The 21,383-nt window shown below is 32.3% G+C and carries 17 protein-coding genes; 10 read left to right on the forward strand and 7 right to left on the reverse strand.

Annotation, left to right across the window (positions count from 1 at the left end; translation table 11 throughout):
* Nucleotides 1–64: 64 nt before the first annotated feature.
* The gene (locus DK441_RS22680; protein ID WP_109852877.1) at nt 65–1,381 is read right to left on the reverse strand and encodes a sodium:solute symporter; all 1,317 of its coding nucleotides are present in this window, start codon (nt 1,379–1,381) and stop codon (nt 65–67) included.
* 7 nt (nt 1,382–1,388) lie between these two features.
* Nucleotides 1,389–3,560 (reverse strand): DNA mismatch repair protein MutS, encoded by a 2,172-nt coding sequence (locus DK441_RS22685; protein WP_109852878.1) that lies wholly within the window; start codon nt 3,558–3,560, stop codon nt 1,389–1,391.
* Nucleotides 3,561–3,648: 88 nt separating this feature from the next.
* On the opposite strand from DK441_RS22685, the gene DK441_RS22690 reads away from it, so the two are divergent.
* Nucleotides 3,649–4,314, forward strand: a complete 666-nt coding sequence (locus tag DK441_RS22690) for a uracil-DNA glycosylase (RefSeq protein WP_109852879.1) — start codon at nt 3,649–3,651, stop codon at nt 4,312–4,314.
* 489 nt (nt 4,315–4,803) lie between these two features.
* Here the strand turns inward: DK441_RS22690 and DK441_RS22700 are convergent, their stop codons facing one another.
* From DK441_RS22700 to DK441_RS22720, 5 genes are all read right to left on the reverse strand, one after another.
* A complete protein-coding gene (locus DK441_RS22700) occupies nt 4,804–5,655 on the reverse strand; it encodes a substrate-binding domain-containing protein (RefSeq protein ID WP_109852880.1) in 852 nt (283 codons plus the stop codon).
* Between the two features lie 381 nt (nt 5,656–6,036).
* Complete coding sequence (locus DK441_RS22705; protein WP_109852881.1) at nt 6,037–6,915, reverse strand: nucleoside phosphorylase; 879 nt, start codon at nt 6,913–6,915, stop codon at nt 6,037–6,039.
* Nucleotide 6,916: 1 nt separating this feature from the next.
* Nucleotides 6,917–7,855 (reverse strand): DUF1835 domain-containing protein, encoded by a 939-nt coding sequence (locus DK441_RS22710; RefSeq protein ID WP_109852882.1) that lies wholly within the window; start codon nt 7,853–7,855, stop codon nt 6,917–6,919.
* A gap of 15 nt (nt 7,856–7,870) precedes the next feature.
* Nucleotides 7,871–8,203 (reverse strand): translation initiation factor, encoded by a 333-nt coding sequence (locus tag DK441_RS22715; protein ID WP_109852883.1) that lies wholly within the window; start codon nt 8,201–8,203, stop codon nt 7,871–7,873.
* An 8-nt stretch (nt 8,204–8,211) separates the two neighbouring features.
* Entirely contained in the window at nt 8,212–9,162 is a 951-nt protein-coding gene (locus tag DK441_RS22720) for an isopenicillin N synthase family oxygenase (RefSeq protein WP_109853608.1), read from the reverse strand.
* A gap of 256 nt (nt 9,163–9,418) precedes the next feature.
* On the opposite strand from DK441_RS22720, the gene DK441_RS22725 reads away from it, so the two are divergent.
* The 9 genes from DK441_RS22725 to DK441_RS22765 all read left to right on the forward strand — a co-directional run bounded on the left by DK441_RS22725 (nt 9,419) and on the right by DK441_RS22765 (nt 21,326).
* On the forward strand, nt 9,419–11,425 hold the full coding sequence (locus DK441_RS22725; RefSeq protein ID WP_109852884.1) for a thiamine pyrophosphate-dependent enzyme: 2,007 nt from the start codon (nt 9,419–9,421) through the stop codon (nt 11,423–11,425).
* A 325-nt stretch (nt 11,426–11,750) separates the two neighbouring features.
* Nucleotides 11,751–12,749, forward strand: coding sequence for an SDR family oxidoreductase (locus tag DK441_RS22730; RefSeq protein ID WP_109852885.1), 999 nt, complete (start codon nt 11,751–11,753; stop codon nt 12,747–12,749).
* A 31-nt stretch (nt 12,750–12,780) separates the two neighbouring features.
* Nucleotides 12,781–14,064: a nucleotide sugar dehydrogenase gene (locus DK441_RS22735; protein WP_109852886.1), complete on the forward strand. Its 1,284-nt coding sequence runs from the start codon at nt 12,781–12,783 to the stop codon at nt 14,062–14,064.
* Nucleotides 14,065–14,115: 51 nt separating this feature from the next.
* Nucleotides 14,116–15,654, forward strand: coding sequence for an oligosaccharide flippase family protein (locus tag DK441_RS22740; protein ID WP_160112244.1), 1,539 nt, complete (start codon nt 14,116–14,118; stop codon nt 15,652–15,654).
* A 6-nt stretch (nt 15,655–15,660) separates the two neighbouring features.
* Entirely contained in the window at nt 15,661–16,944 is a 1,284-nt protein-coding gene (locus DK441_RS22745; RefSeq protein WP_109852888.1) for a hypothetical protein, read from the forward strand.
* Between the two features lie 20 nt (nt 16,945–16,964).
* Nucleotides 16,965–17,936, forward strand: a complete 972-nt coding sequence (locus DK441_RS22750) for a polysaccharide pyruvyl transferase family protein (protein WP_074406533.1) — start codon at nt 16,965–16,967, stop codon at nt 17,934–17,936.
* 16 nt (nt 17,937–17,952) lie between these two features.
* Nucleotides 17,953–19,017 carry an acyltransferase family protein gene (locus DK441_RS22755; RefSeq protein WP_109852889.1) on the forward strand — a complete coding sequence of 355 codons (1,065 nt, stop codon included), beginning with the start codon at nt 17,953–17,955 and terminating at the stop codon, nt 19,015–19,017.
* Nucleotides 19,018–20,124, forward strand: coding sequence for a glycosyltransferase family 4 protein (locus DK441_RS22760; RefSeq protein ID WP_109852890.1), 1,107 nt, complete (start codon nt 19,018–19,020; stop codon nt 20,122–20,124).
* Nucleotides 20,124–21,326 carry a glycosyltransferase gene (locus DK441_RS22765; protein WP_109852891.1) on the forward strand — a complete coding sequence of 401 codons (1,203 nt, stop codon included), beginning with the start codon at nt 20,124–20,126 and terminating at the stop codon, nt 21,324–21,326. Before DK441_RS22760 ends, DK441_RS22765 begins: the two co-directional genes overlap by 1 nt.
* Nucleotides 21,327–21,383: the final 57 nt, after the last annotated feature.

The following is a 21,383-nucleotide window of genomic DNA, read 5'->3' on the forward strand; positions in this document are numbered from 1 at the left end:
GGTTTAAGGATACTTTAACAGGAAGTCCTTATCAATTATCTTTTGGGTAGACAATTTTATATAACTACACTTCTTTTGGGGTTTTGGATCTATAAATTAGCCCTAATAACGACCCCAAAAGCACAGTTATGGCAATGGTAGGGGTGGGGCCAAAGACTAGTATACCAGCTATTAACCCTAAAAGACCTCCTAAGGCACTGCCCAAAAATCTTCCGCTATTTCTTTTTTGTTGGATAACATAGATCATTGCTATAGAAAGTGTCATTCGTAATGCAGCTCCAACAATAGTTATATCTACAATACTTCTCCAAAACAAAGCTACTATAAAAGCAGCAATAACTGTAATAACAGTAGCATATCGTAAAGATTTTACTTTTTGTTCTTTTTTAGTAGTAGAAACAATATGAGAAGCCACGGCAAAAACAGAGGTGTCTGCAGTACTCATTAAACCTGCAAAAAAAAGGACTAGTAAAAGCGGTAACCATGATTGTGCTATAAAATTCTGCATAGCATAAACAAATACGGTATCAGGATCTAAATTTGGGTTTTGAATATAGGTGTATAATCCAATTAGAAGTAATAAAAAGACAATACATAAAACAGGAATGATAGCAAGACTCAACCCTCTTTTTAATGATTTTTCATCTTTAGCGGCATAGCAAAGCTGGTATCGATCTGCTAATCCAAAAACAGATAACCCTCCATATAAAACTAAACCTATAACGCTACCAATAGTCACATTTTTATCTGTAGTACTACTAAGGATCATACCAAAATCATTACTATCAAACATACCATAAATTAATATGCAGAGAAATACTATTATTATTACTGCCTGAAAAATATCGGTAACAATTACAGCTTTAAAACCAGAAAATAAAACATATACCATAACTACAATTGCTGTAATTAATAGTGCAGTTTCATAAGGAAGAATTTCGAAGAATGCAATGATCTTTGCACCACCTGCCAGGGATAATAGTATCCAGAAAAACTGAACCGCTATAGTTATAAAATTGGTAACAGTAGCTGTATTTTTATTACTTGTCACAAAAGCGGGTAGATCTCCTTGTGTATAGAACTTACCTTGTTTAGATAACCTTTTTATTTTTGGTGCAGCCCAAAATGCAAATAAAAAATAACCAATTACCGATCCCAGCGACATAGCAAAAAGTCCCCAGCCAAATTTATAGGCATAACCTGTATATGTAATTAAAGTACTGACTCCAATTGCACCTGCAAATTTAGAGAATAGAATGGCGTAAGCACTTTTGTTCCTTCCTCCGATAAGAAAATCTTCACTTGATGATGATCTGGATATATAGATCGACAAACCAATGATTAAGATGATGTAAGTACTTAGGTAAAGATAGATTTCCATACGGAGTTTATTTTTTTCTTTCTACAAATTCTAATTGATCAATACTTACATTAGTGGTAAAAACTCCGTAATTAACAATAGCTTTCCCTTTTTCTATGGTGTCTATAGTACCTATAGATTTTCCATCAATCATTCGTACTCGATCACCAATTTTTAACGTTACTTTTGGTTTTGCTGCCTCGATCTTTTCTTCTTTCTTTTTTTCTTCCTTTTTCTTTTTACGAATTACCTGTACTTTTTCTATAACTTCTTTTACGACTTTTTTCTCTTTGGCTTTTTCTACTTTTCGTTGCTTAGGACTTTGTTTTTTTCGTTTGGAATTTTCTACCTCAACGATTTTTATGAATTCATTGATTAGCTCTCTTTTTTTCTTGTTGTTAAAGTATTTTTCGCTAAGATCATCAATTTTTTGACCCAGATAGATCATTCTTTGATTGCTGTCATATAACTCCTGGTAGCTTTCGAGCTTACGCTGAATACGCTGATTTGTCTTTTCTAAGCGTTCTTTTTCTTCTTCTGCTTTTTGCTCTTTGGTTTTGAGTCCAGCAGTAGTTTTTTGTAGTTTTGATCTTTCTTTTTGAAGATTAGCAATACTTTTATCAAAACGAATTTTACCGCGTTCTACTTTTTTCTTTGCTTTATTGATAAGGCTATACGGGATCCCGTTTTTTTGAGCTACTTCAAAAGTAAAAGAACTTCCTGCTTCACCTAAGTGTAATTTAAATAGAGGTTCTAGTGTTTTTGAATCGAATAGCATATTGGCATTACTCATATTAGGTAACTCATTAGCCAACATTTTTAAATTAGCATAATGTGTTGTGATAATCCCAAAAGATTCTCTTTCATAGAACACCTCCAGAAAGGCTTCGGCTAGAGCCCCACCAAGTTCGGGATCACTACCTGTTCCAAACTCATCAATTAGAAATAGTGTTTTGTTATTACATTTTCGTAAGAAATAATTCATGTTTTTCAAACGATAACTGTATGTACTTAAGTGGTTTTCTATAGATTGATTATCACCGATATCGGTTAGAATAACATCGAATAGACACATTCTACTGTACTCGTGTACCGGAATAAGCATTCCGCTTTGCAACATTATCTGTAGTAGTCCAATAGTTTTTAAGGTAATACTTTTTCCACCGGCATTAGGGCCTGATATAACAATAATTTGATTCTTCTCGTTTAATGTTATGGTTTGGGGGAAGGTTTTCTCTCCTTTTATTTTATTCGTATGATATAATAATGGGTGATATGCATCTTTAAGTGTTAGCTCTCTGTCTGTAGTGATTTTTGGTAACACAGCATTAAGTTGACCTGCGTATTTTGATTTTGCAGAAACAACATCAACATCACTTAAGTATTCTTGATAGTGCTCAAATAATTCGGTAAACGGACGTAATTTGTTAGTGAGTGCTTTTAGTATTTTTACGACTTCTTCTCGTTCTTCGTATTGAAGGTTACTGAGCTCACGACTAAATTGTAAAGTAGCTTCGGGTTCTATATAAACAATACTTCCGGTCTTAGAATTACCCATAATAGCACCTTTTACTTTACGTCGGTACATGGCTGTTACTGCCAGAACTCTTCGGTTATCTACGACACTTTCTTTAATTTCATCCAGGTAGCCCAAACTGTTATATCGAGATAAATCTTTTCCGAAACTTCCATTTAGTTTTCCCTGTACACTATGAATATCTTTTCGAAGACGTTGTAGCATAGGAGAAGCATTGTCTTTAACCTCTCCGAATTTATCAATTACCATTTCGATTAGATGAATAACCTCTTTGGTACATGTTACTCTAGAAGATGTTTGATGTAATGTAGGGTATAGCTCTGCATTTTTTCTAAAAAAGTAGAGTAAATCATTAGTAGTAGTACTAATAGAAATCAATCGTTTTAAATTTGAAGCTTCTAAAAATGTGTTTTCAATATTCAATAATTGAATTTCTTTATTAATACTATCGAATCCATGATTGGGTATACGAGCATCATTGAATAGTGAAGATTTATATTCGAATACTTCTTGTAAGGCAATATGAAGTTGCTCTTCGGTATCGAAGGGAGCAATTTGTAATGCTTTCAACTTACCAAAATCTGTATTGCACTGTTCTGCAATATGTTTCTGCACAGTATCAAATTCTAGATCGTCTAGTGTTTTTTTAGAAATACGAATCATACTTTTTTTTACCCTATTTTTGGGTTATATTCGGTCAGTTTTAGAACAGGGCAAAAGTACACAATTGCTATAATTTTTTGACATCTATATGAATGTAAATATTGAACCTTCTTGGAATCAGCAACTTAAAGAGGAATTTGACAAGCCATATTTTGCTTCATTAGTAGATTTTGTGAAAACAGAATATAAAAATAACACATGTTATCCAAAAGGAAATGACATATTTTCTGCTTTTGATCATTGTAGCTTTGATGATGTTAAAGTAGTTGTGATTGGTCAGGATCCCTATCATGGAGTTGGGCAAGCCAATGGTTTGTGTTTTTCTGTTAATAATGGTATTGATATGCCTCCATCATTGATAAATATTTTTAAGGAAATTGAAACAGACTTAAAATTACCTTTTCCTTCAAATGGAAATTTAGAACGTTGGGCAAAACAAGGTGTTTTATTATTGAATGCTACACTTACTGTTAGAGCGCATCAAGCTGGATCTCATCAAAATAAAGGATGGGAACAATTTACGGATGCAGTTATCCAAACGATATCAGATACAAAAAAGAATGTTGTTTTTTTGTTGTGGGGTGGTTATGCTAAGAAAAAAGGAGCTAAGATTGATAGATCAAACCATCATGTTTTAACTAGTGGGCATCCTTCTCCACTAAGTGCTAACAGAGGGTATTGGTTTGGGAATATGCATTTTAGTAAGACTAATTCATACTTACTTGAAACGAATCAAACCGAAATAAATTGGTAAATATACTTATGCCGCGTTAGGTATCTCAGAAGATTTCGACTTATCTGAAGACTGATCAGATACCGAGTTAATCTGAACTTTTTGTGTTTTTGATTTCTTTTTGTCTGTATCAACCGACTGCATGCTTAATTTAAGCAAAACAAAATTGAAGACAATAAGACTTGCGAGAATTATTAGAAAAGTTACCATAATAGATTTGTTAGTTAATCATTAGATGCAATGCACTTAAAAAGGTTGCGTATGCGCTAATAATTAGTTCATTTTATTGGGGGTAGGCTCGGCAAATGTACAAATTTTTTTATTTGTACAGACGCTTGCTATAGAGATATTTAAGAATTAAGTATTTGCTAAGAGTTTCCTCTGTGCATTTTATATATTATATTTTTGACCTTAATTTTTTAAAATATCCTTTATGAAGTAACGCTTTAGATTAAGATATCCCTACCTTATATTTTTACTTTTTTTAATTTATTATGGGACATGCAGATTTTAGATGTCATAAATTAGTTTTTCGGGAGCTATTTTTTTGTTAATGATTTGTAGGTTAAATAAATAATCCTGAACCTCTATAAGTGTTTCTTTTTTAATAAGAGATTGGCTCCATTCTGTATGTTGTAACCATTTCTGTATATCTTCTAATTGTTGATCATACCTATAAGCAAGAGTTCTATCTATACTAGGGATATGTTTAAAATCTGTAGTGGTAGTGTTTATAATATCTAGAATAGCTTTTATTTCTTCTTTTTTGGTATTGAGTATATCTTCTCTTACAGCTATAACAAAACAAGGCCAGGGGGTAGGACAGTCTACAACTCGTCTAAAAACTCCATTATCGACCAATGGTTTTGTAGTAAAATGTTCCCACATAAAATAATCAGCTTTCCCATTAGTTAATGCTTTAACTGCTCCATTCAGGTTTTTTACAACTTCAAATTGTAGGTGAGAGGTATCCCAATTTTGGTTTTGGGCATTAACATAAGCCATTAAATGTGAACCAGATCCATATCTACTAATAGCAGCTTTTGTGTTTTGAAGCTCAGAAAGATCAGTATAGTTAGAATGAACACTTACATGAATCCCCCATATAAGAGGTGTTTGAATATATGTTTGTACAATTTTACTAGGATTACCGGCGATAATATCTTTTACGATTCCTTCTGTAAGGATTATTGCCATGTCGATATCCTGGTTTCTTAACGCCTCGCACATTGCTCCTGTACCACCTGGATATTCTGTCCACTCTAACTGTATATTGTTTTTTAGATAGCTTCCGTCTTCAATAGTTAAATGCCAGGGTAGATTGAAGTGCTCAGGAACACCACCTATTTTTATAGTATGCATGCTATCTGAAATTAATAAATGTGTATTTCATCGATTATTTATGTTTTTTAACGATAAAAATAAATGATTTTTGTATATTTGAACCATTACTATTTTAAAGAATTTTATATTTAAAAAGTTTTAACCCCAAATAAAAACAATATTGCTATGAAAAAGAATTTTTTAAAAAATAAAAATACATATGTAAAGGTTGCGAAGTTAAAAAATAATTCTCTAGAGAATGGTATCGTAGTCTTTATTGCAGTATTGTTGATTACTAATTTATTAATTAGTCTTAAAATATTATTTGGTTAATATGTTTAGAAATAGCTAATTATTAATCAAATAATAAAAAAAGAATGAGGACCTACTACTCATTCTTTTTTATTTTATATAAACTATTTACGGGTGATAATTTGCTATTTTGCCTAAAGTGTATTTGATAAGTTTTTCCACAGTTTCTTTTGGGTTTTGACTAAACTCCCCGGTAGCACGATTAGCTACAATGGCGTTCATGGATACAGCTTTATGCCCTAGTAATTTTGCCAATCCGTATATACCAGCAGTTTCCATTTCTAAATTTGTTATTTTTTTATTCTCATAAGTAAAAGAGGCTATTTTTGTATTGAGCTCATTATCTTGTAATGGTAACCTTAATACTCTTCCTTGTGGACCATAAAAACCTACATTGGTCACTGTATGTCCTTTTTGAACAATACTACTTAACATATGCTCTCCTAATTTTTTATCATATGCTACTGTATATGGCTTTGATTTATTTTGATCCAGATCTATATGTTTTGCCAAAGCCTTTGAAATTTCGGGTAATTGTACATGGTGACTTTTATAGAAATGTAAAAGGCTATCAAAACCAGTGGCAATTTCTGAAACCACAAAACTATCTATAGGAATATCTGGTTGTATGGACCCAGAAGTTCCTATGCGAATAATATGTAATGTGGTATGCTCTGTTTTGTTTTTACGCGCGATAAGATCAATATTTACTAAGGCATCTAGTTCATTACAGACAATGTCTATGTTGTCTGTACCGATACCTGTAGAAATTACAGTGATTCTGTGTCCTTTATAAGTTCCTGTTTGGGTATGAAACTCTCGTTTACGAATTTTACACTCTATAGTGTCAAAATATTGTGTTACCTGGTCAACCCGATCAGGATCCCCAACAGTTATTATAGTTTGGGCAAGATGTTCTGGTTTAAGGTTTAGATGATAAATACTTCCATCTTTGTTAAGAATAAGTTCAGATTCGGCTATAGCCATATTACAATTTTAATAGTGTGTGTGTTTCATTATTATACAAGTAATCGTATTTCTTGACACCTCCATAATACCAATCTAATATTTGAGTATTATAAAAGTTTTTTTTGTGTTGTAACGCCAGTTTTCCTCTTTCGGATAATACAAGTCTATCTTTTGTTTGATCTAAAAACTGAAAAAGTCTTGCAAGCACACGTTTCATTTGCATGTCGCCATATCCATAATATCCTTGATACTCTAGAGCGTATCCCATAAGTTGTTTGATATTCTTGATGTGATAATTATCTACCATTTCAAGAATATTATGTTCTAGAATATTAAGTCCGGTTAGCATGTTAGGAAAACGCTGCAAATGTGCTCTTAGGCATATAGACATATATTCGAAAGAAGAATCTCTTTTAATCTGCCCTGCCATTTTCTGAGGCTTTGATTCGCAGTATAATGTCCAGATATGAGAAGCAAATTCAAGATCATCTGTTGTTAATAAAACTTTGTTTTTATAATGTTCTTTTAATTGATTGTCGGATAATTCACAAAGTCCAAATAGTTTTTTCTCGTGCTCAATTCTACCGCTACAAACCAAATAAACGGGAATGTCTTTAATACCTTTACGAAGTAGTAAACTAATAGCTGCAATCATATTAATATGACAGAATAAATCATATTCGAACCATAATATGATTTCGGTATAGTTTGTAAGGTTATCTATTTTCTTGAGTTGTGAAACAAATTTTTCTTCATAATCAGAAGAATCGATTCTGTAGTATTTTTTTAGAAAAGCTTCTCGCTTTTTAATAGAATCTTCTGCTTCTACTTCAATTTCTGTAGGCCCTTCGCAAAGCATTTCACGCCAGGTCATAAATTCTCCGGTAACAAGATCTAACTCTTTCATTCTTTGAGTTAGACTATCTCCATTCGTAATATGTAATATGTTTTTCCCCAAAATAGCTATTGATTATTATCCTCCAACACGTTTTACTTTAAACCCTTTTTCTTTAAGAATTTCCATAATTTGATTTCTATAATCACCTTGTATGATTATAGCATCATTTTTAAAACTCCCACCAACACTTAAACGAGTTTTCAATTCTTTAGCAAGTTTTTTAAAATCTTCATCAGAACCAGTGTACCCCTCTAGTATAGTGATGGGTTTTCCTTTTCGCTTTTCATATTTGCAAACTATAGGATCATCCTGCATCCATATTTGATCTTGATCATCTTGTACATTTTCTTCTGTCTCTTCTGGTTGATGATCAGGAAATAAATTTTTTAATTGATCTTGTAAATCCATAAAGAAATCTATTTTTTTATTAATCCAATTTCCACAAGTCTTTGATGTAAGAATTCTCCAGCGGTAGTATCCTCATAGTGCTTAGGATTATCCTCTGTAATACACTCTTCTAAGCAATTTAGCTTCATATCACTTCTTGGGTGCATAAAGAAAGGAATAGAATATCTAGGTTTTCCCCATTGATCTTTAGGAGGATTTATTACTCGATGTATTGTAGATCGAAGTTTATTATTAGTATGTCGTTCTAGCATATCCCCAACATTAATAACCAGTTCATCCTCTTCTGGGAGCGCGTCAATCCATTGTCCGTCTCTATGTTGCACTTGTAGTCCTCCTGTAGAAGCTCCCATTAACAATGTAATAAGGTTAATGTCTCCATGTGCTCCTGCTCTAACTGCACCTTTAGGTTCTTCTTTAATAGGTGGATAGTGAATAGGGCGTAGGATACTATTACCATTACTTGCCCAATGATCAAAATAATGTTCATCAAGACCTATATGTATAGCTAATGCTCTAAGAACATATATTCCTGTCTTTTCTAACATTTTATAAGCTTCCATTCCTGTAGTGTTAAAGTCTTTCAATTCGTCAACAATAACATTATCTGGATATTCTTCAATTAAGTTAGCATCTGCATCCGGTTCTTGTCCAAAATGCCAAAACTCTTTAAGGTCTCCTTCTTTTTTACCCTTGGCATGTTCTTTACCAAAAGAAGTGTAGCCTCTTTGCCCACCTAATCCTTCGATTTCATACTTTTCTTTAGTAGTTGTAGGTAATGCGAAAAAATCTTTAATTTCCTTATATAAATTTTCTACAAGTTTGTCACTCAAAAAATGATTTTTCAATGCTACAAAGCCTATCTCTTCATATGCTTTTCCTATTTCGTTGACAAATTTTTGTTTTCGTGAAGGGTCATTTGATAAAAAATCTGCCAAATCTACGCTTGGTATATTATTCATTTGTGTATTCATTTGTGTATTGAAGAACTAAAATAGGTGTATTTGACCGAAAACTCCTAATAGGACTTCAAATTTATTTATAGCTGCAAAATATCGGTCAAATTTGTTAATTATGGACTTCTAATCCTTAATTCATGGTAAATTTAACTAATTCATAGAATTGTTTAGGGTAAATTAACAACTACTTAATAATATTGTAATTGGGATGCGAGTTGTGAAGTAAAAATAAGTATTTTTACCTAACAAATTTTCTGCTATGGAGCACATTTCAAAGGAAAAAATAGAACTACATTTTGACCGAAAAGAATACAAAGATGATCAGCTGATCTCATTATACCTCAAAATGCTTAAACCCAGGCTTATTGAAGAGAAAATGCTTGTGTTATTACGACAAGGAAAAATATCTAAATGGTTTAGTGGTATTGGGCAAGAAGCAATATCTGTAGGGATAACAGCTGCTTTAGAAAACGAAGAATACATATTGCCAATGCATCGTAATTTGGGAGTATTTACAACAAGAGACATTCCCTTATATCAATTGTTTAGTCAATGGCAAGGAAAAGCAAATGGGTTTACCAAAGGGCGTGATCGTTCTTTTCATTTCGGAACACAAGATTATAATATTGTAGGTATGATTTCTCACCTGGGACCGCAAATGGGTATAGCGTGTGGTATTGCTATGGGGAATCTTTTAAAAAAGAACAACAAAGTTACTGCGGTTTTTACAGGAGAAGGAGGAACCAGTGAAGGAGATTTTCATGAAGCACTTAATGTCGCTTCGGTATGGAGCTTACCAGTACTATTTTGTATAGAAAATAATGGTTATGGGTTATCTACTCCAGCCAGCGAACAATACAATTGTAAGCATCTTGCAGATCGAGGCTTAGGATATGGTATGGAATCTCATATTATTGATGGAAATAATATATTAGAAGTATATGATAAGGTAAGCAAGTTAGCCAAAAGTATTAGGGTTAATCCACGACCGGTTTTATTAGAATTTAAAACGTTTAGAATGCGAGGGCATGAAGAAGCAAGTGGAACCAAATATGTGCCTAAGGAGTTAATGGAGCATTGGAGTGTTAAAGATCCTATTAAAAATTATAAGAACTATCTGATTGATCAGGGAATAATTTCTGATGAAGATGATCGTGAAAAAAAATCCATTCTAAAAAAGGAAATAGAATCCAATTGGGAACGTGCAAATACTGAAGAAGCTATTGATGTTAATTTAGATAAAGAGTTAAATGATGTGTATACATCGTTTGATTATAAAGAAATAAAACCCGGTACCGATACAAAAGAACAAAGGTTGATCGATGCTATTTCTGATGGCCTAAAAGAAAGTATGCATCGGTATGATAAGCTTGTGATTATGGGGCAGGATATCGCAGAATATGGAGGAGTTTTTAAAATTACCGAAGGCTTTTTAGATGCATTCGGAAAAGAACGAGTACGCAATACTCCAATTTGTGAATCAGGAATTGTTTCTGCAGGGTATGGTCTGTCTATTAATGATTATAAGGCTGTCGTCGAAATGCAATTTGCCGATTTTGTGTCTTCGGGATTTAATCCAATTGTTAATCTATTAGCAAAATCAAATTATCGATGGAGTCAATCGGCAGATGTTGTAATTAGAATGCCTTGTGGTGCAGGTGTTGCGGCAGGGCCATTTCATAGTCAGACTAATGAAGCATGGTTTACCAAAACACCAGGACTTAAAGTTGTCTATCCAGCATTTCCTTATGATGCAAAAGGTTTGTTGGTTACAGCAATAGAGGACCCTAATCCAGTATTGTTTTTTGAGCATAAAGCACTATATAGAAGTATCCGCCAAGAAGTTCCCGAAGGATATTATAATTTACCATTAGGTAAAGCTTCTGTATTAAAGGAAGGAAAAGATATTACTGTTATAAGTTATGGAGCAGGCGTGCATTGGGCATTAGATGTGTTAGAAAAACATACACAAATCAATGCAGATCTTATCGACCTAAGAACATTACAACCTCTGGATACAGATACTATATACCAATCGGTGAAAAAAACTGGTAGAGTTATTATTTTGCAAGAAGACTCACTTTTTGGAGGTATAGCTTCTGATATTTCGGCATTAATTATGGAAAATTGCTTCACATTTCTTGATGCACCGGTAAAACGAGTAGCAAGTTTACAGACTCCGATTCCATTTGATACGAATCTTGAAGCCCAATATTTAGGTAAAAACAGATTTGAAGAAGAATTGCTATTGCTATTAGAATTCTAGTTTTGATATAAGCTGTTTTTAGCAATAGACATTAGAAAGATACTGTGTAGAATCTTATATTTTATTTTTTTTAACCATTGTAAAATTTTAGTTACTAAATTTTTATAATGGTTTTTTGTTTTTAAAATGTTGTTTTTTAGATAGTTGTGTGTGGTTGTTGCATTGGTTAGTGATTTTTAAGGTTAACAAAATATTATAAATTTTAAATAGGGGCAAAATCCCCTTTAACATATGTTGTATGTTCTATAAGTAAATCTTAATTTCGCGCTGACTAAGCAAATGCATAGTCTTTTAGACTAAAAAACAGGGGGTTAAAATATAATTCATGAACGCAAAACAACTAGAACATCTTCGTTCTTCAACAATACTAGTGACTGGTGCAGCAGGATTTATAGGGTCTAATCTTTGCGAAGCACTTTTAGAAATTGGAAGCACAGTAATAGGATTAGACAATTTTGCAACGGGACATCAAAAAAATATCGACCCACTTTTAAAGAATTCTAACTTTACTTTTATTGAAGCAGATATTAGAAATCTTGACGATTGCCATAAAGCATGTAATGGGGTTGATTTTGTATTGCATCAAGCCGCATTAGGTTCTGTGCCACGATCAATCAATGATCCTATTACGACTAACGATGTTAATGTCGGAGGATTTCTTAATATGTTGGTAGCCTCAAGAGATGCAGGGGTAAAACGTTTTATCTATGCTGCAAGCTCTTCGACATACGGTGATTCTGAAGCTTTACCTAAGGTAGAAGAAAAAATAGGGAAACCATTGTCACCCTATGCTATAACTAAATATGTTAATGAGTTGTATGCCGATAATTTTAAAAGAACATATGATTTAGATACAGTAGGGTTACGATACTTTAATGTATTTGGTCGTAAACAAGATCCTAATGGGGCATATGCTGCGGTTATTCCAAAATTTGTAATGCAGTTTATGAAATATGAATCCCCGGTAATTAATGGAGATGGCTTATTCTCAAGAGACTTTACCTATATAGATAATGTAATCCAAATGAACTTACTGGCGATAGTTTCTGATAATAAAGAAGCTATAAATAATGTTTATAATACAGCTTACGGAGAAAGAACAACGTTAAATGAATTAACGATTTTATTAAAAGAATACTTGTCTACATATGATGCTGCTATTGCAGATGTAGAGATTGAGTATGGGCCAGAACGTAAGGGTGATATACCACATTCTTTAGCATCTGTAGATAAAGCAAAAACACTTTTGGGGTATGCTCCAAAATTTGATATTAAATCAGGATTAAAAGAAGCCGTAAAATGGTATTGGAAGCATTTAAAATAGACTCCAAATTTCTAGTAAATAAAGAATAACTATGCAAAATATTAAGATTGCCATCATTGGATTAGGATATGTAGGGTTACCTTTAGCCAGATTATTTGCAACCAAATATCCGGTAATAGGTTTTGATATCAATGAAAAAAGAATCAAAGAATTACGTTCAGGAACCGATTCTACCTTAGAAGTAGAAGATGAGTTATTAAAATCAGTATTAAAGGATAATAATAATTTGGATAAAAACGGACTCTATTGTTCTTTTGATATAGAAGATATAAAAGGTTGTAATTATTATGTGATTACAGTACCTACTCCGGTAGATAAAAATAATAGGCCAGATCTTACACCTTTGTATAAGTCTAGTGAAGCTGTTGGTAAGGTATTAAAAAAAGGAGATATTGTTATTTATGAATCTACCGTTTATCCAGGAGTTACCGAAGAAGAATGTGTTCCTGTACTGGAGCAAATAAGTGGACTGAAATTTAATGAAGACTTTTATGCAGGATACTCACCAGAACGAATCAATCCAGGAGATAAAAAACATACAGTAGAGAAAATCCTGAAAGTTACAGCGGGATCTACTCCAGAGATTGGAAAAAAAGTAGATGATTTATACGCCTCTATTATTACTGCAGGGACTCACCTTGCACCAACCATAAAAGTGGCAGAAGCAGCAAAAGTTATCGAAAACTCACAAAGGGATATTAATATCGCTTTTGTTAATGAGTTAGCTAAAATCTTTAACCTAATGGATATAGATACTAATGATGTGCTAGAAGCAGCTGGAACCAAATGGAATTTCCTTCCTTTTAAACCAGGACTTGTAGGTGGTCATTGTATTGGTGTCGATCCATATTATTTGGCTCAACGTGCACAAGAATTTGGATATCATCCAGAAATAATCTTAGCAGGACGTAGATTAAATGACAGTATGGGACAGTATGTATCATCAGAAGTGATTAAGCTTATGGTGAAACACGATATTCATATAAAAGGCGCTAAAGTATTGGTGCTTGGTGTGACGTTTAAAGAAAATTGCCCCGATGTGCGTAATACAAGAGCAGTTGATGTTATTAGACAATTAGGCGATTTTGGAACCGATGTTACTGTATATGACCCATGGGCAAATCCTGCAGAAGTAATGCATGAATACAATCTGGAAACAACAATTGATTTACCAAAAGAAAAATATGACGCAGTAGTATTAACAGTTGCGCATAAAGAATTTTTAGATATAAATTTAAAATCTATGCTTTCACCAAACGGTATTCTATATGATGTTAAAGGGATACTGAAAGAAAAGGTACACGGAAGATTATAATAGAATAATCAACTGGTAGCATAACAAAATAACAATTTAAGACCAATTATTTTGAGCCAATTAAAAAAAGGGGCATTACTAACGTATCTAAAGATTTTCCTTACTAATGTTATAGGTATTGTGATTACACCTTTGATCGTTAGTTATTTGGGAAAAGATGAATATGGTATATTTAATGCAATTGGAGCATTAATAGGTACCATTGCTCTTTTGGATTTTGGTCTTACCAATACAGTTGTTCGGTTTATAGCTAAATATAGAGCAGAGAAAGATAGAAAAGGAGAAGAAAACTTTTTAGCTACAATAGGAATATTATACTTTGTTATTTCTTTACTCGTTATTATTCTCGGAATTATTTTCTATTTCTTTATAGACTCATACTTTACCAAGTTTAGTGCCGAAGAACTCAGAATAGCCAAAGTAATGTTTGTTATTTTGATTTTTAATCTGGCAATTCAACTTCCCGGAATGATCTTTACAGGAATCTGTAAAGGATATGAAGCATTTGTATTTCCAGAATCGGTTAGTGTTATCAGGTATCTTCTAAGGTCGGTGACAGTAGTAGCTGTGCTTTTTTTAGGAGGTCGTGCCATATCGTTGGTAATAGTCGATTCGGTATTTAATATTCTTACCATTTCGGTATCTGCTTATTACGTGATTAAAAAACTTAATGTACGATTTAAATTGCATAAGCTCTCTAAAGCATTTATCAAACAAATATTAAAATATTCTAGTTGGATTTTTGTGTTTTCTATTGTAGGAATGCTACAGTGGAAATCTGGTAGTTGGGTGTTGGGGGCTATGAGTGTACCAAAAGTTTTAGGTATTTATGGTATTGGAATCGCCCTTGGAACGTATTACGGAGCTTTTTCTACTGCAATATCCAGTGTTTTTTTACCTAGAGCAACACAAATGACAGTAAGAAATGCAACAGGAGAAGAGTTAACCGATATGATGATCAAGTTAGGTAGGTTATCTTTTATTGTACTAATGTATGTGCTTAGTGCCTTTATATTGTATGGAGAACAATTTATTAATTTATGGGTAGGAGGAGAGTTAGAAACCGATGGTAAATATAATACACAAGAATGTCGAGAGATATATAGTATTGCATTGATCATCATGATAGGATATACTTTGCCATTACTGCAGGCATTTGGGAATTCTATTCTCGAAGCAAAAAACAAATTGTCTTTTAAAGCAATTCTATATCTTGTGTTTATGATTTTAGGTGCTGTGCTGGGGGGATTTCTGGCAATAAAATATAGTGCATTAGGAATGATCTCTGGGTTGGTCGCAGGATGGTTAGTCGTACAAAATGTGATGAATTTTTATTATCATAGAAAAATAGGCTTAAATATCTTTCGGTTTTTTAAAGAGCTATTTCATAAAACATTATTGGTCGTATTTGTTGTAATTTTTATCGGTTATTTTATTAATTATATTCCTGGAGATGGCTGGTTGAATTTTGTGATAAAAGGAAGTATATATACTGTGATTTTTGGGATACTTATGTATTTTGTAGGAATGCTTAACTATGAGAGAGAATTATTTTCAAAACCAATAGCCGCAGTACTAAAACGAAAATAAATTGTAATGGGAAAACTAACACTTCATACAATATCATATGCTGACGAAGGTAAAAAAATTGTTTATGATTATTCTGCCGAGGTTAATGTCCAGAAATATTTGGTGCAAGATAAACCGCTTTACTCTACATATGGTATTGATGTAAGTAGTGTGCCAGATAGTATAGCAGTAATCCCGTTTTTGTCTAATATCATGCCTATTGCATGGTATGCAGGATTTACAGTTGAGGTAGAAGAAGTTGATGAAGATTTTTATAAAGCCTTAGAATTAGTACACAAAGAGTTTCTAAAGAGAGATTCGTTAGATACAGTAAAAGGTAAACTAGAAGCTAAAAAACTGGTTAAAAACAAAATCATAGGAGATAAATCATCTATGTTGTTTAGTGGCGGAGTAGATGCTTATGCTACGTACATAAGGATTTTTGAAAAGAAACCTGATTTGATAACAATTCATGGGGCCGATATTGAGATAGATGACCATTCTCAATGGGAAGATTTTACCAATTTTATTGAAACAGAGAAGCTATTAGAAAAAAATAATCAAGAATATATAGAAACAAATCTTAGAGAATTTTATACCTATCAGGTAGAACTCCTACTTAAAGATATAGGGTGGTGGGGCAAAGTGCAACACGGTCTTGCTCTAATTGGTTCATTGGCACCATTGTCTTTTATCTACAAATATTCTTCTATCTACATTGCATCATCATATACAGATCATATTGATATTGATTGGGGGTCTACTCCAGAAATAGATGAAAAAATTACATGGGCAGGAGGAGTAAAAGTATTTCATGACGGATATGAACTAAAAAGGCAAGATAAAGTAGATTTGATAGCACAGTTTGCTTCGAATACTGATAATAAGTTTAAACTTAGAGTATGCTATTCTGAACTAAGAACAGAGTTTAATTGTAGCAATTGCGAAAAATGTTTTAGAACAATCTTAGGACTTATTTTAAATGGAAAAAATCCTAACGATTATGGTTTTAATGTCGATGAGACTGTATATGACAAATTTTATCAAGTATTAGAAATCGGTTCAGGAAGCAAAGGAGTAAAATACTTTTGGTGGGAACTCATGGAGAAAGCAAAAAATACAGATCAGTTTTATGTCTTTAAGGATAAAGAAGCAGAAACTTCTCAAATCAATAAAATTAGAGATGGTAAGATTGATCAACTTTTAGAGCAAAAAATAAATACCTCTAACAAAGGAAAACAAAGGATTAGGTTTATTATAAGAAATAAATTTCCCTGGTTACAAAAGTTATATAGAAAAATAAGATACTAAACAAAACAAAATTTAAACGTATGAAATACGGACTACTGACATATGTTGAGAATAAGCGGTTTTTTAATGTTGGAGACAATATTCAAAGTTTGGCCGCAAAACAATTTTTACCAAACATCGATATTTTTCTAAATAGAGAGAAATTAGGTGATTATAAAGGAGAGCCGGTAAAACTTATCATGAATGGTTGGTTTACTCATAATACTCATAATTGGGTCCCTTCAGAAGATATTGATCCAGTATTTGTTTCTTTTCATATGAACAATACAGCTGCACCTGCAATGCTTAGCGAAAAAGGAATTGCTTACCTAAAAAAACACGAACCCATTGGATGTAGAGATCAGTTTACTGCCGATACATTAAAAGCTAAAGGAATTGATGCCTATTTTACAGGTTGCTTAACCTTAACCTTAGATTCTTATAAGGTCGATGATAGTGAGCGCGGAGAGGATATCTATATTGTAGATCCTTTATATAGCTACCCCAGGCCTGAAAAAGTTTTTTATAGTGCTAAGCATACTATAAAAAATATCCTTAATGGTACTGCTTTTCAGTTAAATAAAAAGAATAAACATCTTAAGAATTTTATCAGTAAGGATGTTTTAGACAAAGCAGAATTCATTAATCAGGAACCACCTTCTAATCAATATTCTGATGAAGAAAAGTTCGAAATGGCAGAAGCACTTTTACGTAAATATGCAAAAGCTAAATTGGTTATTACTTCTAGAATTCACTGTGCATTACCATGCTTAGCCTTAGGTACTCCTGTGATTTTTGTAAATGGTTTTGATAGTTTTGTAGATTCTTGCCGATTTGATGGGATTTTAGAACTCTTTAATAGAATTGATATCAATAGTAAAACAGGAGAGTTTACAACCAATTTTAATTTAGAAGGAAAAATAGATAAAAATACTTCAGTGCAGAACCTTGAAAAACATCATGAGTTAGCTAATGCATTAAAAGAAAAGGTAAGAAACCAATTAAATAAATAAATTTTCCAAAGGGGCTATGGACAAAAGTGTTAGTAATAAGATACGTATTCTTTCTTTCTATTCTATTTTTATGGTAGTGGTTTGCCATGCTTATAATTTAACGAATTTGAGCATCGAAACCAATAGAGAGGTAGTTTATTATATTGAGTACTTATTTGCTTTAGAGTTATCGAACATCTTTATACCGATGTTCTTTTTTATCTCGGGTTTTCTTTTTTTTAGAAATCATGACCTATCGGTATTTACATTTAAAAGAAAGATTAAAAATAGATTTAAAACACTGGTGATTCCTTATTTTTTGTGGTGTGGATTGTGGTTTTTAATTGTATATGCTATCCAATTTATCCCCATGCTGTCTCATTTTTTTGAAGAACCATTGCATCAAATGCCTTTATGGAGACAAGCGTGGCTGGCATTTGTTGATCCTATAAATTATACGTTTTGGTTTATTAGAGAACTCATATTTTATATTTGGGTAACTCCACTTATTTATCTGGGAATAAAATATTTAAAGTTTTATTTTTTAATTTTTTTATGTGCCTTACTCTTTTTAGAACAACCTAGCTTATTTTATGCTAATAATGTTTATTTATTTCAATACCTGGGATTATTTTCATTTACCTGCGGTGCATATACTTCTATTACAAAACTTAACATAATATCAAATTTTAAGACATCAACACATATACTGTCGGTAGTCATCTGGGGTATATGTATTTTCCTTAATTTTTATGTTCGTGATGCTTATGAAGAAACAGATATGATTGCTATACTCTGTAAACGAATAACCATGTTTGTTGGGTTTTTTACAGTTTGGACAATGTATGATTTTATTAATAAAAGGTATGAACTTACAAATAAGCCACTTTATGGATATCGTTTTTTTATATATGCAGCCCATGGTGTAGCATTAACCTATTTTACTAAGATATATGTAAAATACATTGGAGAGAATGATATTATTTTATTGGGATTATTTTTTATAAGTTCTGTATTAGCAACCTTGGCTTGCGTATGGTGTGCAAAGTTGCTTCAAAAAACAACACCAAAAGTATATGCCCTTTTAACAGGAAGTAGATAAATGATTAAACTACTCTACATAACTAATAAAACATTCGGCCCGGGAGGTTTAGAACGTGTATTATCTATTAAAGCCAGCTATCTGGCTGATCATTTAGATTATGAAGTGCATATCGTAACATTAGATCAGGAAGATGAAGAAATGTTTTATGACTTTAGTCCAAATATCATTCATCATGATATTGTTACTAGTAGCAATCCGATTCGATTTTTGCGAAGCTATGTAAAAGGACTTAGAAAAGTTGTAAAAGAGATTAATCCCGATGTAATCTCTGTATGTGACGATGGTTTAAAAGGGTTTTTAGTACCATTATTGATTGGGAAACCATGTTCGATGATTTATGAAAGACATGTGTCTAAAAATATCGAGATTAAAAGTGTTACCCCATCCTTAAAAAGTAGGATGTTTACAAAACTGAAATTCGGACTTATGAATTTTGGAGGAAAAAGATATGATCATTTTGTAGTATTAACCAATGGAAATTTAAAAGAATGGAATTTTAAAAACCTTAAAGTAATTCCTAATCCATTGTCGTTCTATCCCGAAGGACAAAGTACATTAAATAATAAAAAAGTATTAGCTGTAGGCAAACAGAGTTACCAAAAAGGATACGATAGATTATTGCAAAGCTGGAAATTGGTTACAGATACATATCCCGATTGGACATTAGATATTTATGGAACCATTAATGCAAGCGAAGGGTTAGATAAAATAGCCAGTGATCTAAAAATAACAGAAAAAATAAATTTTTACGAACCCGTAAGAAATATAGCCGACAAATATCAGGAAGCTTCAATTTATGTAATGTCTTCTAGGTATGAAGGTTTTGGAATGGTATTAACCGAAGCAATGGCATATGGTGTTCCCTGTGTCTCATTTGATTGTCCTCATGGGCCATCAGATATTATTTCTGATAAAGAAAATGGTATTTTGATTGAAAAAGATAATATCGAGAATTTTGCAGAAGGTATTATGTTTTTGATACATAATGAAGAAGATAGAAAAAGAATGGGCGATAAAGCCCGAAATTCAGTAAAACGATATCTCCCAGAATCTGTTGTAAACGAATGGGATCAATTGTTTGTTAATCTAACGCGTAAGAATTAATGAAAAATATTTTACTAATCATACCGTATGGCGGTGTTGGAGGGATGGAAAGATTAGCATTTTCTTTTTATAACTTTTATAAAAAAGAAGGGCATTTTGTAAAAGCGGTGAAATTTATAAAACTCCAAAATGATATCATTAATTTTGATGAAGACGAGTTGTGTTTTTCAGATCGTGATTTTAGCGAGATGTCAAAAGCCGAACGATTAAAATTCTATGTTTCGATTCCTTATAAACTTAGAAAAGTAATCAAAAAACATAAAATCACACATTCGATTGCATTTGGTGCTATGCCTAATGTCTATAGTTCATTAACTTTTACCAAAGATTATAAGGTAGCCAGTATTCACGCATTAAAAAGTGTAGAGCTTAGTAACAATTCTTTGCTAAGTAAAATGACCAGATTTGGTTATAAGTATACCTATAGGAATTTAGATAAAGTAGTTTGTATTAGTAATGCGATTAAAGAAGATTTAATCGAAAAATGTGATTTTAAATTTGCCAACAAATTAACGGTTATATATAATCCTCATGACGTCGATGAAATACAAAAACGATCGTTAGAAGATATTACAGAAGAAAATGAAGGAGCATTATTAGCATCAAATTCTGTGCTTTTTATTGGAAGATTATCTACGCAAAAATCTCCGTGGCACTTGATAAAAGCATTTTCTTTGGTGATAAAAAATTTACCAGATGCAAAACTCATTTTTATTGGGGATGGAGATGCAGGAGTGTTAAAACACCTTGAGGGCCTAATTGATAACCTTGGTATAAATGAGCATATAAGTTTTTTAGGAAGAAAAAAGAATCCATATAAATATTTGGCTAATGCAAAAATGTTAGCGTTGGCTTCTCATTATGAAGGTACTCCTAATGTAATTGTAGAAGCAATGTGTTTAGCTACTCCGGTTGTTTCTTCTTGTTGCACGTATGGCATTGTAGAATTGATGAGTCTTCATGCTCAAAAAATTGAAGATAAAATGGTAGAAGTAGAAGCCGGAATAATTACCCCAAACCTATATAAAGATAAACTTGGAATTCCTTTGACAGATGAGTTTATCGATGAGGAATATGTACTTGCAGAAGCGATAGAATTAGTACTAAAATCTCCTAAATACAAACAAAATATAGAAGCTAATAAAAATGAATTACTAATAAAATTTAATTTAGAAAGAGTAGCTAACGAGTATTTGAGTTAAGACAACAGCAGTATAACAGAGCCACTGTGATGTTATTATTAACCTAATAATAAATTG

This window comes from Aquimarina sp. AU58 (assembly GCF_900312745.1).
Lineage (GTDB): Bacteria > Bacteroidota > Bacteroidia > Flavobacteriales > Flavobacteriaceae > Aquimarina > Aquimarina spinulae.

Excerpts from the sequence above, each read along its gene's own strand:
- DK441_RS22680 (WP_109852877.1), bottom strand. The coding sequence starts at position 1,381 with ATGGAAATCTATCTTTACCTAAGTACTTACATCATCTTAATCATTGGT.
- DK441_RS22685 (WP_109852878.1), bottom strand. The coding sequence starts at position 3,560 with ATGATTCGTATTTCTAAAAAAACACTAGACGATCTAGAATTTGATACT.
- DK441_RS22690 (WP_109852879.1), top strand. The coding sequence starts at position 3,649 with ATGAATGTAAATATTGAACCTTCTTGGAATCAGCAACTTAAAGAGGAA.
- DK441_RS22700 (WP_109852880.1), bottom strand. The coding sequence starts at position 5,655 with ATGCATACTATAAAAATAGGTGGTGTTCCTGAGCACTTCAATCTACCC.
- DK441_RS22705 (WP_109852881.1), bottom strand. The coding sequence starts at position 6,915 with ATGGCTATAGCCGAATCTGAACTTATTCTTAACAAAGATGGAAGTATT.
- DK441_RS22715 (WP_109852883.1), bottom strand. The coding sequence starts at position 8,203 with ATGGATTTACAAGATCAATTAAAAAATTTATTTCCTGATCATCAACCA.
- DK441_RS22720 (WP_109853608.1), bottom strand. The coding sequence starts at position 9,162 with ATGAATAATATACCAAGCGTAGATTTGGCAGATTTTTTATCAAATGAC.
- DK441_RS22725 (WP_109852884.1), top strand. The coding sequence starts at position 9,419 with ATGGAGCACATTTCAAAGGAAAAAATAGAACTACATTTTGACCGAAAA.
- DK441_RS22730 (WP_109852885.1), top strand. The coding sequence starts at position 11,751 with ATGAACGCAAAACAACTAGAACATCTTCGTTCTTCAACAATACTAGTG.
- DK441_RS22735 (WP_109852886.1), top strand. The coding sequence starts at position 12,781 with ATGCAAAATATTAAGATTGCCATCATTGGATTAGGATATGTAGGGTTA.
- DK441_RS22745 (WP_109852888.1), top strand. The coding sequence starts at position 15,661 with ATGGGAAAACTAACACTTCATACAATATCATATGCTGACGAAGGTAAA.
- DK441_RS22750 (WP_074406533.1), top strand. The coding sequence starts at position 16,965 with ATGAAATACGGACTACTGACATATGTTGAGAATAAGCGGTTTTTTAAT.
- DK441_RS22755 (WP_109852889.1), top strand. The coding sequence starts at position 17,953 with ATGGACAAAAGTGTTAGTAATAAGATACGTATTCTTTCTTTCTATTCT.
- DK441_RS22760 (WP_109852890.1), top strand. The coding sequence starts at position 19,018 with ATGATTAAACTACTCTACATAACTAATAAAACATTCGGCCCGGGAGGT.
- DK441_RS22765 (WP_109852891.1), top strand. The coding sequence starts at position 20,124 with ATGAAAAATATTTTACTAATCATACCGTATGGCGGTGTTGGAGGGATG.